We start from the raw sequence: 14,746 nt of genomic DNA, 5'->3' as shown, positions 1-14,746 counted from the left end.
GACCGATTTCGTTCTCGACGCATACTCCCGCCGTTACGTCCGTAGATGAAAGGTCTTGCTGATAATCACTTCACTGGATAGACACGTACGAATAAAAGTAGGTATAGCTAACAAATCGTCACTCGCCGAAATGCTGTCGCTCCCGTTCCCGAAGCTCTATCCGCCGAATCTTCCCGCTGGAAGTCGTCGGCAGTTCCTCGACGTACTCGATGCGGCGCGGATACTTGTACGGGGCCGTCTCCGCTTTCATGTACTCCTGCAACTCGTCGGTCAGTTCCTCGCTTCCCTCGTATCCGTCGGCGAGGACGACGTAGGCCTTCACGACGTTACCCCGCTCCTCGTGCGGACTGGCGACCGCGGCGGCCTCCGCGACCGCGTCGTGGCCGACCAGCGCGTCCTCGACCTCGAACGGGCCGATGCGGTAGCCCGACGAGATGATGATGTCGTCGGCCCGGCCCTCGAAGAAGTAGTAGCCGTCCTCGTCGCGTCGGGCGAGGTCGCCGGTCCGGTAGTAATCGCCGTGGAACGTCTTTTCGTCCAAGTCGGGCTTCTCGTAGTAGCCGTCGAAGATGGCCGGACTCCCGACGGGAACCGCGATTTCGCCGGTCTCACCCGCGTCCACTTCCTCCTCGTCCTGCGTGTCCAGCAGGGTCACGTCGATACCCGGTACGGGCTTGCCCATGCTCCCCGGCTTCACGTCGATGCCGGGGTAGTTCGTCACGAGCGCGACCGTCTCCGTCTGGCCGTAGCCGTCCCGCGGCGTGACGCCGAACGCCTCCTCGAACTCCTGAATCGGTTCGCGGTTCAGCGGCTCGCCCGCCGACACCGCCTCGGTCAGCGCGAGGTCGTACTCGCCCAATCCCTCGACCTGCGTGAACATCCGGTACTGGGTCGGCACGGCGCAGAGGCGCGTCACGCGCTCTTCCTCCAGCAGGTCGAGGAAAGTCTCGGCTTCGAAGTCGCCGTCGTAGACGAACTGCGAGGCGCCGGTCGTCAGTCCCACGCCCACGGGACTCCAGAACCACTTGGCCCACCCGGTCCCGGTGGTCGCCCAGAGCAGTTCGTCCGAGAAGTCGGTGTCGCTGTCCACGCCCCACCAGTACGGAGCGTTGACGAGTTCGAAGCACCGCATCCACCGGTGGCGGTGGAGGACCGGTTTCGGTTGCCCGGTCGTCCCGCTGGTGTAGTTGATGGACATCGGGTCGTCGGCCGAGAGTTCCGGCCCGTCGTGGTCGGCGTCGCGTCCGGAGAGCAGGTCGGCGAAGGCGTGCCAGTTCTCGCGCTCGGGGTCGCCGTCCGCGTCCAGAACGATGACGGTGTCGAGGGGCGTCTCGTCCAACACGGGTTCGACCATCTCTGTGAGACTCTCGTGGACCACCACGGTCCCGGCCTCGCAGTCGTTGGCCCTGAAGGCGATGTCCTTGGGTTTGAGCATGGCCGAACAGGGGACCAGCAGCGCGCCGCGCGCGAGCGCCCCCAACTGGACGGCGAACGCGTCGGGGTGGCGCGGGAACAGGTGCATCACGCGGTCGCCCTCGCCCACGCCGAGGTCGGCCAGCGCGGCGGCGAACCGGTTCTGGTCGTCGCGCAGGTCGGCGTAGGTCCGCTCGGTCTCGCCGCCCTCGTCGTCGCGGAACCGGACCGCGAGTCGGTCGCCGAACGACTCGCCGTGGTCCTCGACCACCGCCGGGATGTTGTAGTCGTCCGGAATATCCCACTCGAAGGTCTCGCGCTCGCGTTCGTAATCGAGAGGCATATCTTGGAATCTCGACAGGCGGATATTTCATTGTATCGCCGACCTGAACGCGGGGCTACTTCCGAAGGAAAACAGGAGTCCGGACAGCGAAGTACCCGATTCAGACCGCCCGTCCGCGCCGCGACAGTCCGATAAGCACCGACCCCGCGGCCAGCACGAGGACCGCCGCCGACAGCAGCAGCGTGGTGTACGTGAACTCCAACACGAGCGGCGCGAACAGGACGAGCGCACCGACGACGATGAGTCCGACCCCGCCCCAGAGTTGCGTGGCGTCGTCCATGTCCGTCGTATCACCGGCCGGTAACTTAGGTCCGATTGCCGCTCCGGGTGGTCTCTGTGCAGGTCGGCGCATCGCCTTAGACCGGCCGTCCGTCCTCCGCGGTGCCGATTAGCACCGCACCGGCCGCGAGACCGAGGACCGAGACTGCGCTCGCCGCGTAGACGAACGGCAGACCGAGCGCGACCGGGCCGAACAGCAGGATACCCCCGAGGACGAGGAGTACGATGCCCAATTTTGATTGCATGTCGTTAGCAACCATACCTGTCCCTTCGACGCCGGTTCCCTTCGGTCCGTCTCCGGACATGTTTGCCCGGGACGACGAAGCGAACAGACAACCTTTTAGGCATGCCTAAACCATCTCGTGGTAAGGAATGAGCGCGAGCGAGGACATCTGCGTCGTCGTCCCGACGGTTCGGGAGTACGACTGCATGCGGGCCTACTTCGAGAACGCCCGCGAACACGGATTCGACTTGGACCGCCTGCACGTCCTGCTGGTCACCGAGGACTTCTGCGACACCGACGAGATGGCCGAGATGCTCGCCGAGGAGGGCGTCTCGGGCGAAGTCTTCGACGCCAGTCGGCGAGAGGAGTGGTACGACGCGCAGGGCATCGCGGAGTACGACCACCTCGTCCCCGCCGCGAGTCACGCGGAGACGAGTTTCGGACTGCTGTACATCTGGGCCAACGAGTTCGACTACGGCTTCTTCATCGACGACGATACCCTGCCCCACGAGGACTTCGACTTCTTCGGTCGCCACATGCGGAATCTGGACTTCGAGGGCGAAGTCGAGGAAGTGTCCTCCGACGAGAACTGGGTCAACGTCCTCTACCAGAACTTCGAGGACCACGGTCTCTACCCCCGCGGCTACCCCTACGCCGCGATGGACGAGACGTCGAGACCGGCACTGCGGAGGTCTCCGACGTGGTGGCCTCGCAGGGACTCTGGACCAACGTTCCGGACCTCGACGCGGTCCGCATCCTGATGGACGGCGACCTGCAGGGGCAGGCCCAGACCCGGACCACGACGGACGACTACACCGGCGACTTCGTGGCCGCGCGGGGGAATTACCTCACCGTCTGCTCGATGAACCTCGCCTTCGAGCGCGAGGTGATTCCGGCGTTCTACCAGTTGCCGATGGACGACAACCGGTGGAACGTCGGCCGGTTCGACGACATCTGGTCGGGCGTGTTCCTCAAGCGGGCCTGCGACGTGCTGGACAAGACGATTTACAACGGCTATCCGCTGTGCGAGCACAACAAGGCCCCGCGCTCGACGTTCGATGACCTGAACAACGAGGTGCCCGGTCTCGAACTCAACGAACACCTCTGGGAAGTCGTGGACGGGACGGGGAGCGACGCCGACTCCTACGCGGGCGTCTTCGAGGCGATGGCCCGAGAACTCGCCGAGAGCGACTTCGAGGCGTACGAGAACGGCGAGTTCTTCAACTACGTCGGCGAGTACATGCTCGACTGGCTCTCGGCGCTGGACGAACTCCGGCCGGTCGAGACGACCCCCGCGCCCGCCGACGACTGAAGGTCCGGACGAACCCCGAATCGGTAGGTATAAGAGTTTTAGGTCGCCCTAATTCTAAACATGAGCAAGCGTCGCGGATGGACACGGCGTCGGCTTCTCGCGTCGGGTGCGGTCGGCGCGGCGGCCGGACTGTCGGGGTGTCTGAGTCAGTTCACGCAGCAGCAGGACGAGAACGGTTCGGACCTCACGATTTCGGACTTCCGCGGGTCGGGTCCGCTGGTCGAATCACGCTCCGCACCGGGCGGCACGTCGATGGACGACCTCCCGGACCTCGAAGGAACGTTGAACCTGTATCTCGGCGGCGGCGAGGGGGGACTCTACGAGAACCTCGTCCGACTCGTCGAGCGGAAGTACCCCAACTTCACCGCCAAAGTTCGGATGGCCCCCTCGACCCAACTCGCGAACGAAATCATCGAGGTCGAGAAGGGCGGCGAGAGTCCCGCGGACGTGTTCTGGTCCATCGACTCCACGTCGCTGGGTCTGGTCGCCGACGCAGGAATCGCGACGAAGCTTCCGAAGCGCGTCGTGAAACCCGTCCCGAAGGGGTTCAAGGACGGCGACCGCTCGTGGGTCGGCGTCGCCGGGCGCGCGCGGTCGATTCCGTACAATACGGACGAACTTTCGGAGTCCGACATCCCGAACAAGGTGGGGAAGTTCACGCAGAACGCCGGACTCAAGGGCGCGATGGGGTGGGCACCGACCTACGGCGCGTTCAAGTCGTTCGTCACCGCGATGCGCCTGCTGGAGGGTCCCGAGGCGACCAAGCAGTGGCTCCGCGGCATGCAGAACCAGAACATCTCGCGCTACCCCGACGAGTTCCAAGTCTCGAACGCGGTCGCGGACGGCGAGATACAGGCCGGGTTCGCCAACCACTACTACGCGCTGCGAGTCATCTCGTCCCGAGAGAACGCCCCCATCGACCTCGCGTTCACGAAGAACGACGCGGGCGCGCTGGTCAACGTCTCGGGGTGTGAGATTCTCAAGAGCACCGACCAGAAGGAACTCGCGGCGGACTTCGTGCGCCACCTGCTCTCCTCGGAGGCCCAGGAGTTCTTCGCCACCCAGACGTTCGCGTACCCCACGGTCCCCGAGGTGTCGCCGGTCGGTCCGCTGCCGACGGTGGACGAACTCAAGCCGCCTCAACTCGACCTCTCGAAGCTCTCGAACCTCGAACCGACCCTCAAGCTGATGCGCGAGGTGGGTGTTCTCTGATGGCGACCCGCGACCGTCTCCGGCGTGCCACCGCGAAACTCGGCGACGAGGAGTCGCCGCCGGTCTCGCTGGTCCTGCTGGCGGGGGCGGTCGCCGCGGCGGTCGCGTTTCCGGTCGTGTGGCTCGTTATTCGGTCGCTCGAAATCGGTTCCCAGCAGGCGCTCGACCTGCTCTTCCAACCCTCGACGCTCGAAGTCGTGACTAACAGCGTGGCGCTCGTCGCGGGCGTCACGCTCGGGTCGATTCTGATAGGCGTCCCGCTCGCGGTCCTCACGGTCCAGACCGACCTGCCGTTTCGGCGGTTCTGGACGGTCGTGGTCTCGCTCCCGCTGGTCGTGCCCAGCTACATCGGCGCGTTCGCGTTCGTCTCGGCCTTCGGCCCTCACGGCGTCCTCTCGGACCTGCTCGCGCCGCTCGGCGTCGAGTCGATTCCGACGATTTACGGGTTCGAGGGCGCGACGCTGGTCCTCACGCTCTTCACGTACCCCTACGTCTTCCTGACGACTCGGGCCGCGCTGCTATCGTTCGACGGCACGCTGATGGAAGCCGCCCGGACGCTCAACCACGGTCGCTGGGCCGCCTTCCGGAAGGTCACGCTCCCCCAGATAGCGCCCGGCATCGCGGCCGGGAGCCTGCTCGTCGCGCTCTACGCGCTCTCGGACTTCGGAACCCCGGCCATCATGCACTTCGAGGTGTTCACCCAGCAAATCTACGTGGCGATGTGGGAACCGAACTACGCGGCCCTGCTGTCGCTCCAACTGCTCACGTTCGCCGCGGTCATCCTCGCGCTCGAAAACCGCATCTCCGAGAGCGAGGAGGGTGCCCACGTCTCTCGCGGGTCGGGGACGGTCCGCATCTCGCTCGGTCTCTGGAAGGGTCCGGCGCTCCTGTTCTGCGCGCTGGTCGCCACGCTGTGTCTGGTCGTCCCCGTCGGTATCCTGTTCATGTGGCTGACCCGGAGCGGTCCGGGCTTCGCCGGTGGCGGGTTCGGGTTCTCGTGGGTGTACGGCGCGAACTCTGTGTGGGTCGCGGCGCTGGCCGCGCTGGCCGCGACGCTTGCGGCGCTTCCCGTCGCCTACCTCTCGGGTCGCTCGGACTCCCCGCTCGCCACGCTGTTCGAGCGCGCGAGCTACGTCGGCTACGCGACTCCGGGCGTCGTGCTGGGTCTCGCGCTGGTCTACTTCTCGTCGTCGAACACGCCGGAGTTGCTCGGCGTCGAGGTGAGCCTCTACCAGACGATTCCTCTGCTGGTGTTCGCCTACGTCGTCCGATTCCTGCCGCAGGCAGTCGGGTCCGTCCGGTCGTCGGTCCTGCAGGTGGACCCGAAACTCACGGAGGCCGCCCGGACTCTCGGCGAATCGCCGGGCGCGGCGTTCCGCCGCGTGACGCTTCCTCTCGTCCGGCCCGGCGTGGTCGCGGGCGCGGCGCTGGTCTTCCTGACCACGATGAAGGAACTACCAGCGACCCTGCTCGTGCGTCCGACAGGTTTTGAAACCCTCGTCACGTACATCTGGCGAGTACAGGACGCGGGTTACTACGGACAGGCCGCCGTCCCCGCGCTCGCCCTCGTCGGCGTCTCCGCGCTCTCGATGCTCGTCCTCCTCAAGCAGGACGGTAGTCTGGTGCGCCAAGAAGGAGGGAAAGATGCGTAGCGAATCCACACACGACGACCCCGAAACGATGGACGCAACCGAACCGGAACCCACGTCGGCGACTGCACCGCGACGCGAGAGCGAGGCCCAGACCGACCCGGAGGCGGTGCTGGAACTCGACGGCGTCATCAAAGAGTACGCCGCCGAGACGGCGGTGAACTCGTTGTCGCTGTCGGTCCACGAGGGCGAACTCCTCACCCTGCTCGGTCCCTCGGGATGCGGCAAGACCACCACGCTCCGGATGATGGCCGGACTCGAACGCCCCGACGGGGGCGAGGTCCGACTCGGCGGCGAGGTAGTGGCCGACGAGACCCGGTACGTCAAGCCCGAGAACCGAGACGTCGGTCTCGTCTTTCAGGACTTCGCGCTGTTCCCGCACCTCACCGTGGCCGAGAACGTCGCCTTCGGTCTCACGGACGCCGACGAGCGAGAGACCGAGCGCCGCGTGGACGACCTGCTCGAACTCGTTGACCTCGCGGGCCACCGCGACGCCACGCCCGACGAGTTGTCGGGCGGTCAGCAACAGCGCGTCGCCCTCGCGCGGTCGCTCGCGCCCGAACCCGACATCCTCCTGTTGGACGAACCCTTCTCGAACCTCGACGTTCGCCTCCGGGTCGAGATGCGCGAGGAGGTCCGCCGAATCCTGAAGGAGGCGGGCGTCTCCGCCGTCTCGGTCACTCACGACCAAGAGGAGGCCCTCTCTATCTCCGACCGAGTGGCCGTGATGAACGACGGGCAGGTCGAACAGGTCGGTAAACCCGAGAGCGTCTTCGAGCATCCCGAGTCTCGGTTCGTCGCCTCCTTCCTCGGACAGGCCGGATTCCTCTCGGCGTGGCACGAGGAGGGGACGGTCGTGACGCCCATCGGCAACTTCGCCCCGCAGCGACTCAACGGCCTGACGACCGAGTACGCGGGGACCGACCTCGACGTGCTGGTCCGCCCCGACGACCTCCGGGCGACCGTGGTCGAGGAGTCGGAGGCCGACGGTCACATCATCCACCGCCAGTACACCGGTCCCTCCTTCGTCTACCGGGTCGAACTCGACAACGGCGACGTGGTCCACTGCCAGCACAACCACGTCGAGGAACTCGACATCGGCAAGCCGGTCCGCGTGGCGCTCGACGCCGACCACACGCTGGCGTGGTACCCGCCGGAGGAGGAAGGCGAGTCGATTACCGAGCGCGTCTCCGAGACCGCGCGCTCCAGATGAACCGGCGTCGCAGGCGATGTCGATGAACCGCGAGCGATTCCGTCTCCTCTCCGCGCTGCTCGCCGCGTTGGCGGCGGCCGTTGTTTTTCTCGTCGCCACGGAACTGTTCCCGTACCACACGACCAACCACGACGAGGCGGTCTACCTCCAACAGGCAGCGATGCTACTGGAGGGTAAACTGTCGCTGTTCCCGCCGGTCCCGGAGTCGTTCCGACCGTGGTTCTTCGTCAGCGACGGCGGTCGCCTCTATCCGAAGTACGCGCCGGTCCCCGCGGCGATGTTCGCGGTCGGGAAACTACTCGGGAGCGCTCGACTCTCGCTCGTCGCAATCGCCGCGGCGAACGTGGCGCTGACGATTGCGCTCACCACCGAGGCGTTCGACCGCCGGACCGGACTGCTGGCGGGGACGCTCCTGCTCGCGTCGCCGCTGTTCCTGATAGACTCGTCGGTGTTCCTCCCCTACGCGCCGACGACGTTCTGGAACCTGCTGTTCGCGTTCGCGTACTTCCGGAGCGCTCGGACCGAAGCGGACCCCGGCGGGGGCACGCGTGCGACGTACGGGTACGCCCTGCTGGCCGGTCTCGCAATCGGCGCGGCGTTCTTCGCGCGACCCTACACCGCGGTGCTGTTCGCGGTCCCGTTCCTCGTCCACGCGCTGTACTCGCTGGCGGTCGGTCCTTTTTCGGTGGTGCGTGGCAATATCCTCCAGTCGCTCCGTCGCGCGTGGCGTGACGTGCGGACGGTGCGACTCTCGCTGACCGCGCTCGGCGGTCTCGCGGGCGTCGCGGTCGCCCTCGGGTACAACGCCGCGGTGACGGGGTCGCCGTGGACGTTCCCCTACGAGGCCTTCGCGCCGCGGGACGGTCTCGGCTTCGGTCACCGCGAGATTCTGGGCTACGCGCGCAACTACACGCCGGCGCTGGCGCTCCGAGCCAACGCCGAGGTAGTGACGCTGCTGTTCACCGAGTGGGTCGTCGGCGGTCCGGTCGGCGCGCTCCTCGCGGCGGTCGGAGTCGGCACCTTCCTCCGCCGCGTCTCGCCCGACTGGTCGGCCGAGTTCACCGACGCGCAGGCGACGGCCGTCCTCGCGGGACTGTTCCTCTCTGTCGTCGCGGGGAACGTCTACTTCTGGGGGAACCTCAACCTCCTCGGGTCGCTGGCGAACCCCGACGACGGTCTGGTGGCCACGCTCGGACCGTACTACCACTTCGACCTGCTCGTGCCGACCGCGGCGTTCGTGGCCCGCGGCGCGCTCCTCGCCTTGGACCGCGTGCGTACGCTCGCGGGCGAGCGAGTCGAGCGCCCGCAGGTGGTCGGCCGGTCGCTCGCGCTCGCGGGCGTCCTCCTGCTCGCGGGCGCGACGGCGGGCGTCCTCGCGCCGACCGTCGCGGAGAACGCCGAGATTACGGCCGAGTACGAGCGGGCCTACCAACCGTTCGAGCAGCGCCACCTCTCGAACGCAGTGGTGTTCCTCCCGACGCCGTACGGCGACTGGCTCAACCATCCGTTCCAGCACCTCCGGAACGACCCCGGATTCGACGGGGAGACGGTGTACGCGCTGTCGGACGGTCCCGACGACATCGACGTGGTCGCGGCGTATCCGAACCGTACCTACTACCGCTACGGGTACCGCGGCGAGTGGACGCCCGCCTACGGCGGGTCGGTGGACCCGACGCTCGACCGAGTTCGGGCGGTTCGGGGCGAACGCCTGACGCTGAACGCCACGCTCGCGGTCCCCGACTACGCCGAGAGCGTGTCGGCCCGCGTCTCCACGGGGAGCGAGTCCGCCTACTACGCGGTCGAGGGGACGCCATCGAACCTCTCGGTGGCCCTCCGCGTGGGGAACGGGACGGCCCGGTTCGTCGGCCCCGGCGTGACGACGGTCGGCGATAACGCGACGGTTCCGGTCGGCCGCGAGGACGAAATCGTCGTGCAGGTGTTCGTCAGCGACGCCGCGGGCGGGTTTTCCTATCGACTCGAACTCCCGGTACAGCAGGCTGGGGGGTCGGTCGTCGCGCTCTCGCCCTATCGAGAGGTCTGTCTCGTCCCGGACGACTGCAACGGCGCGGCCGCCTACGTCGAGGACTCGATGCCCGACGGCATTCGGATGGAGACGGCCCTGCGCGCGAACCAGTCGGTCCTCGGGGCGGGGAGCGGCAACGCGACCGTTCGGACGAGTCCCGGGTCCGGGGCAGAAACCTGAAACCCCGTCCACGAGAACTCGCCCGCAGATGGACGAACTCGACCGACTCTCTGACCGCGACGACGTTGCGACCAGCGCGGAGACGATTCCGCTCGACAGCGAGGCGTTCGAGGCGGTGCGCGAAAACGTCGAAGCGGGGTCCGACCGCTGGGTCGGCGCGCTCGTCCGGGACGGCGACGACCGAGTCGCTCTCGTCCGGAACCGGTGGAGCGACGGCTGGGTGCTCCCCGGTGGCGACGTCGAACGCGGCGAATCGCTCCGAGAGGCGGTCGTGCGCGAGGTCCGCGAGGAGACGGGTCTCGACGCGGTCGTCGAGCGACCGCTAGAGGTCTCCGAGCAGACGTTCGTGGCCGACGAGTTCCGCGGGGCGTCGGAGGCGGAGAAATCAGGAGTCTCCGGCTACTTCGCGGTCTTCGAGGCGCGGTCCGACGACGCCTCGCTCGGCGACGACCTCGGGCGAGACGACGCGGAGATAGCCGACGCCGCGTGGTTCGACTCGGTGCCCGACGAGTGTGAACACGCGGACATTCTGCACCGACACTGCTGACGCTGGTTCTACTTCCGTGACGTTATCTCTCGTGTCCCGAATTTGGCTCGGCCCCGGCGGGCTACACGGACTGGCGGTCCCCGGTACCGACTCCGAGCGACCGCGCGATGCGTCCGGGCCGGATTCGTGCCGTTCTCGGATATAAACGTTCGGCCGACTCGCCGCTCCCCAAATTCCCCCGACAGTCCGCTACTCGGCCGACTGGTCCGGTGTCAACTCCGGAAGTCCAGCCTCGATTTCGTCGCGGCGGTCCTCCAACCACTCCGGGAGGACGAGTCGTTCGCCAAGTTCCTCTAAGTCTTCGTCCACCGTGTATCCCGGTTCCTTCGTGGCGAACTCGAAGAGGACGCCGCCCTTCGTGCGGGCGTACACCGACCTGAACCACTTCCGGTCGATTATCTCGGTCGGCCGGAGTCCGTGTTCCATCAGCACGTCGCGCCACGCCGACTGGTCCTCGTCGGTCACTTGGAACGCGACGTGGTGGACGGTGCCCGCGCCGGGTTGCCCGCGTGGTGCCTGCGGGTCTTCGAGGATATCGACCACGTACCCCAGTTCGCCCTCGGCCTCGTAGCGCCGCCGGTCGTGTTCGCTCTCGGTCTCACGGAATCCCATCGTCTGCAGGAGCGTGGCGGTCGGTTCGGCCGATTCCAGCGAGAGCGTCACGCCGAAGAAGCCCCGAATCGCGTGTTCCTCGGGGACCGGTCCCTCCGGCGGGTCGCCCGCGGGGGCGTCCTCGCGGGCGACCAGTTCGAGCGGCAGACCGTCGGGGTCCCGAAACGGAATCACGGTGTCCCCGAACCGTTCGTGGGGGTCCTCGGTCTCGACGCCCTCGTCTGCCAATCGCTCGACCCAGTAATCGACCGAGTCGGCCGGAATCAGGAACGCGGTCGTATCGACCTGTCCGGTGCCCACGCGGCCCTGCTGAGCGCCCTCGTAGGGGAAGAACGTCATGCTCGTTCCGGGGCTTCCGCCGTAATCGCCGTAGAAGAGGTGGTACACCGAGACGTCGTCCTGATTCACGCTCTGTTTGACCAATCGGAGTCCGAGCGTCCGCGTGTAGAAGTCGAGGTTCTCGCTGGGGTCGCTGGCGATGGCCGTGACGTGGTGGATACCGGGAATGTCCGTCGGCATACGGTAACATACCCGAGTAGGCGGAATAACTCTGGGGGCTTCCGGTTAGATGCGAAGGGATTACGCGGGCAGTCACCGTCGACGCCGCGGTGCTTGCGGTTCGGACGCTCGACGCCGGCGCTCTTCGAGACAGACCGTCACGATGGACTTAGCGATGGCGAGACCGCCGGTGAAAGGGTTTAGCTTGGTCTCGCCCGCGCGCTCGTCGTACTCGATGGGAATCTCGCGCACGTCGTAGCCCCGCATCAGCGGACGAATCAGGAGTTCCGCCGAGAGTCCGGTGTTCTCTGTCCAGTCGATGTCCTCGATTACGTCCCGTCGGTACGCTCGCATCCCGGTCGTGGTGTCGTGGACGAGTTCCCCCATTAGAAGGCTCGCCAGTCCCGCGAACGCGTAGTTCCCCCACCGATTCAGGTCCGGCATCGCCTCGGCGCCCCAGTAGAGTCGGTCGCCGCTCACCACGTCGTGACCCGCGTTTATCCAGTCGAGGAACTCCGGCAGTTGCTCCATCGGGTAGGTGTCGTCGCAGTCGGTGGTCACGACAACCGGCCGGTCGGGCGTCAGCAGCGCCTCGCGAACCGCCACGCCGTAGCCCTGCGGTTCCTGTTCGACGACGTGAGCGCCCTTCTCGCGGGCGATTTCCGGCGTCCGGTCGGACGAGCCATCGACGCAGACCACCTCGGCGCGACCCCTGGTCACGCGCTCCACGTCGTCCAGTACGGTGCCGATGGCGGCCTCCTCGTTGTACGTCCCCATGACGACGCTCACGTCGTCGAAGGTGTACTCCGCCGACCCCGAGGACCCGCCCGAACTCGCGTCCGCAACGTCTCTATCCATGCTGTCTGTCGGTTGTGTCGGCGTGTATTTGAGCTTTTAGGTTCGCCAAAAATAGGCGGAGCTTCGCCTCAGTCGTCGCCCTCTAACTCGCCCCGGCGCTCCTCCAGACGACGCTCGAACCACTGCCACTCCCGACTGAACTGGTCGGTCTCCTTGAGGTCCCACACGTCGGCGTCCTCGACTCTCGGGCCGACCCGGAGCGACTGGGCGACGTTGTACAACCAGACCACGACGCCCGCGCCGATGAGGTACGCGCCGAGCGTCGAGACCTGATTGAGGAACGTGAACCCCGGCGGATACTGCGCGTAGCGCCGCGGGAGTCCCTCCATCCCGAGGACCATCATCGGGAGGAAGGCGACGAACCCGCCCACGATGGTGACGACGGCCTGAACCCTCGCCAGTCGCCGGTTGTACATCCGGCCGGTGAGCAGCGGGAACCAGTAGTAACTCGCCGCGAACATCGTGAACGGGATGATGCCCATCAGGATGAGGTGGAAGTGGCCGACCACGTAGTATGTCCCGTGGACGAGGAGGTCCACCGGTATCGACGCGAGGAAGACCCCCGTCACCCCGCCCACGATGAAGATGGAGATGCCCCCGAGCAGGAAGATGACGGGCGCGGTGAGTCTGATTCGACCGTACCAGAGGGTCGCGAGCCAGTTGAACACCTTGACCGCGCTCGGCACCGCGATGGCGACGGAGACCGCCATGAACGACGCCCGAATCCGGGGGTCGATGCCGGTCGTGAACATGTGGTGCGCCCAGACGCCGAAGCTCAGGACGCCGATTGCCAGCGTCGAATAGACTACGAACGTGAACCCGAACAGCCGCCGCCCGACGAACTTCGGCAGGATGAGGCTTATCAGTCCGAACGCGGGGAGGACGATGATGTACACCTCCGGATGGCCGAAGAACCAGAACAGGTGCTGGTAGAGCAGGGGGCCGCCGCCGGGCGACAGGAAGAACGTCGTCCCGAAGTTGCGGTCGAGCAGGAGCATCACGAGCGTACTCCCGAGGATGGGGAACGCGAACAGGATGAGACCCGACATCGTGACGATGGCCCACGAGAAGATGTCGAGGTCGGCCCACTCGACGTCCTCGGCGCGCTCGGTGAAGACGGTGACGACGAGGTTTATCGCGCCCATCGTCGTGGCGACGCCCGAGAGGTGGAGTCCGAGCAGGAACACGTCCACCTGCGGGTTCCCCACCTCTATCGACATCGGCGTGTACATCGTCCACCCGATTGCGGGCGGTTCGAGCGCGAACAGCGCCTCCACCACCAGTCCCCCGGCCTGCAGGACCTTCGCCAGCACTTCCGTAACCAGCCCCGCCCGGATGAACAGCAGCGACGGCGGGAGGAGCCAGAACGCGATGGCGTTGATGCGCGGGAACGCCATGTCGTCCGCGCCGACGAGCAGCGGAACGAAGTAGTTCGCGATGCCGGTGAACACGGGCGTCACGAACAGGAACAGCATCGTGATGCCGTGCGTGGTGAACAGTTCGTTGTACGTCTCCACGTCCCAGACGTCCGCGGGCGGCGTCACCAACTCGGTCCGTATCATCATCGCGTCGATGCCGCCCCACAGCCCCGCGACCACGCCGAAGACGATGTACAGCAGACCGATGTCCTTGTGGTCGAGCGTCGTGAGCCACCGGGCGACGCCGAACGCCTTCCCGTAACTGGTTCCGCGGCCGGTGAGAAATCCGCCGTCGGCCATCGGCCGAGAGGAACTCGCCCGGCGAACGGCGAGTCCGGCGGCGACGAGCGCGAGCACGACTCCCGCGAGTCCGAGCAGATACCCCCACATTACGACTCGTGGCGAGGTTCGACGTTTACCTTTGTATCTCTACGGGGCGTCACGGCACCTCCCGACTCTCCCGGACCTCCGACACCGAGAAGTCCGGGCGGATGCGACCGTACACCGCCCCGAGGATGAACCCGTAGGCGAGATGCCCGACCAGCGTCAGACTGCCGTAGATGAGCAGGGTCGCGCCGGTCACCTCGCCGCTGCCGGTGAGCGCGAACAGCACCCAGAGCAGCGTGGCGAACACCAGTCCCCGCCGCGCGGGGTCGGGACCGCCCGGAATGCGGTCCTCGAAGAGGACGAACAACAGCGGCCAGACCACCGCTCCGAAAGCGACGAAGACGAGGAACCCGAACAGCAGGTTACCGGGCAGCATCACGAACCGCGCGATACCGGCGAAGATGCCCACCTCGTAGCGCGTCTCGACTTCGAGCAACGCGAAGGCTATCGACATCGCGGCCATCCCGACGACCCCGCCCGCGATAGCGCCGAGAATCTGCCTCGGTCGGTTCCGGTCGGCCAGACCCATCTCGGTCCGAGACACGTCGCCATCGGTGAAAACGCTGACCCCTCGGCGAG

At 66.6% G+C, this 14,746-nt stretch carries 12 protein-coding genes and 1 pseudogene; 6 read left to right on the top strand and 7 right to left on the bottom strand.

All coding sequences use genetic code 11. The features are described from left to right. Nucleotides 1–118 precede the first annotated feature (118 nt). From FXF75_RS09645 to FXF75_RS09635, 3 genes are all read right to left on the bottom strand, one after another. The gene (locus FXF75_RS09645) at nt 119–1,756 is read right to left on the bottom strand and encodes an acyl-CoA synthetase (RefSeq protein WP_163521662.1); all 1,638 of its coding nucleotides are present in this window, start codon (nt 1,754–1,756) and stop codon (nt 119–121) included. 100 nt (nt 1,757–1,856) lie between these two features. After that, entirely contained in the window at nt 1,857–2,036 is a 180-nt protein-coding gene (locus tag FXF75_RS09640; protein ID WP_163521661.1) for a hypothetical protein, read from the bottom strand. Nucleotides 2,037–2,112: 76 nt separating this feature from the next. After that, nucleotides 2,113–2,340: a hypothetical protein gene (locus FXF75_RS09635; protein ID WP_240334594.1), complete on the bottom strand. Its 228-nt coding sequence runs from the start codon at nt 2,338–2,340 to the stop codon at nt 2,113–2,115. A gap of 67 nt (nt 2,341–2,407) precedes the next feature. On the opposite strand from FXF75_RS09635, the pseudogene FXF75_RS09630 reads away from it, so the two are divergent. The 6 genes and pseudogenes from FXF75_RS09630 (at nt 2,408) to FXF75_RS09605 (ending at nt 10,394) form a co-directional block, all read left to right on the top strand. Further along, nucleotides 2,408–3,570, top strand: a pseudogene (locus FXF75_RS09630) (alpha-1 4-glucan-protein synthase). Nucleotides 3,571–3,630: 60 nt separating this feature from the next. Then, nucleotides 3,631–4,782, top strand: coding sequence for an extracellular solute-binding protein (locus FXF75_RS09625; RefSeq protein WP_163521660.1), 1,152 nt, complete (start codon nt 3,631–3,633; stop codon nt 4,780–4,782). After that, complete coding sequence (locus FXF75_RS09620) at nt 4,782–6,434, top strand: iron ABC transporter permease (RefSeq protein WP_163521659.1); 1,653 nt, start codon at nt 4,782–4,784, stop codon at nt 6,432–6,434. Before FXF75_RS09625 ends, FXF75_RS09620 begins: the two co-directional genes overlap by 1 nt. Continuing rightward, nucleotides 6,427–7,644, top strand: a complete 1,218-nt coding sequence (locus tag FXF75_RS09615) for an ABC transporter ATP-binding protein (protein ID WP_163521658.1) — start codon at nt 6,427–6,429, stop codon at nt 7,642–7,644. Before FXF75_RS09620 ends, FXF75_RS09615 begins: the two co-directional genes overlap by 8 nt. Before the next feature lie 22 nt (nt 7,645–7,666). Next, the gene (locus FXF75_RS09610) at nt 7,667–9,847 is read left to right on the top strand and encodes a glycosyltransferase family 39 protein (protein WP_240334593.1); all 2,181 of its coding nucleotides are present in this window, start codon (nt 7,667–7,669) and stop codon (nt 9,845–9,847) included. Nucleotides 9,848–9,875: 28 nt separating this feature from the next. Continuing rightward, nucleotides 9,876–10,394: an NUDIX hydrolase gene (locus FXF75_RS09605; RefSeq protein WP_163521657.1), complete on the top strand. Its 519-nt coding sequence runs from the start codon at nt 9,876–9,878 to the stop codon at nt 10,392–10,394. Between the two features lie 189 nt (nt 10,395–10,583). Here FXF75_RS09605 and FXF75_RS09600 read toward each other — a convergent pair whose 3' ends face one another. From FXF75_RS09600 to FXF75_RS09585, 4 genes are all read right to left on the bottom strand, one after another. Continuing rightward, nucleotides 10,584–11,525, bottom strand: a complete 942-nt coding sequence (locus tag FXF75_RS09600) for a ring-cleaving dioxygenase (RefSeq protein ID WP_163521656.1) — start codon at nt 11,523–11,525, stop codon at nt 10,584–10,586. A gap of 72 nt (nt 11,526–11,597) precedes the next feature. Next, nucleotides 11,598–12,362, bottom strand: coding sequence for a dolichyl-phosphate hexose transferase (locus FXF75_RS09595; protein ID WP_163521655.1), 765 nt, complete (start codon nt 12,360–12,362; stop codon nt 11,598–11,600). A gap of 68 nt (nt 12,363–12,430) precedes the next feature. Further along, complete coding sequence (locus FXF75_RS09590; protein ID WP_163521654.1) at nt 12,431–14,170, bottom strand: cbb3-type cytochrome c oxidase subunit I; 1,740 nt, start codon at nt 14,168–14,170, stop codon at nt 12,431–12,433. A 49-nt stretch (nt 14,171–14,219) separates the two neighbouring features. Next, the gene (locus tag FXF75_RS09585) at nt 14,220–14,696 is read right to left on the bottom strand and encodes a DUF6789 family protein (RefSeq protein ID WP_163521653.1); all 477 of its coding nucleotides are present in this window, start codon (nt 14,694–14,696) and stop codon (nt 14,220–14,222) included. Between the last annotated feature and the right edge of the window lie 50 nt (nt 14,697–14,746).

Source organism: Halorussus sp. MSC15.2 (genome assembly GCF_010747475.1).
Lineage (GTDB): Archaea > Halobacteriota > Halobacteria > Halobacteriales > Haladaptataceae > Halorussus.
Note: the sequence above shows the minus strand (reverse complement) of the source record. Positions and strands in the feature narration are given on the sequence as shown.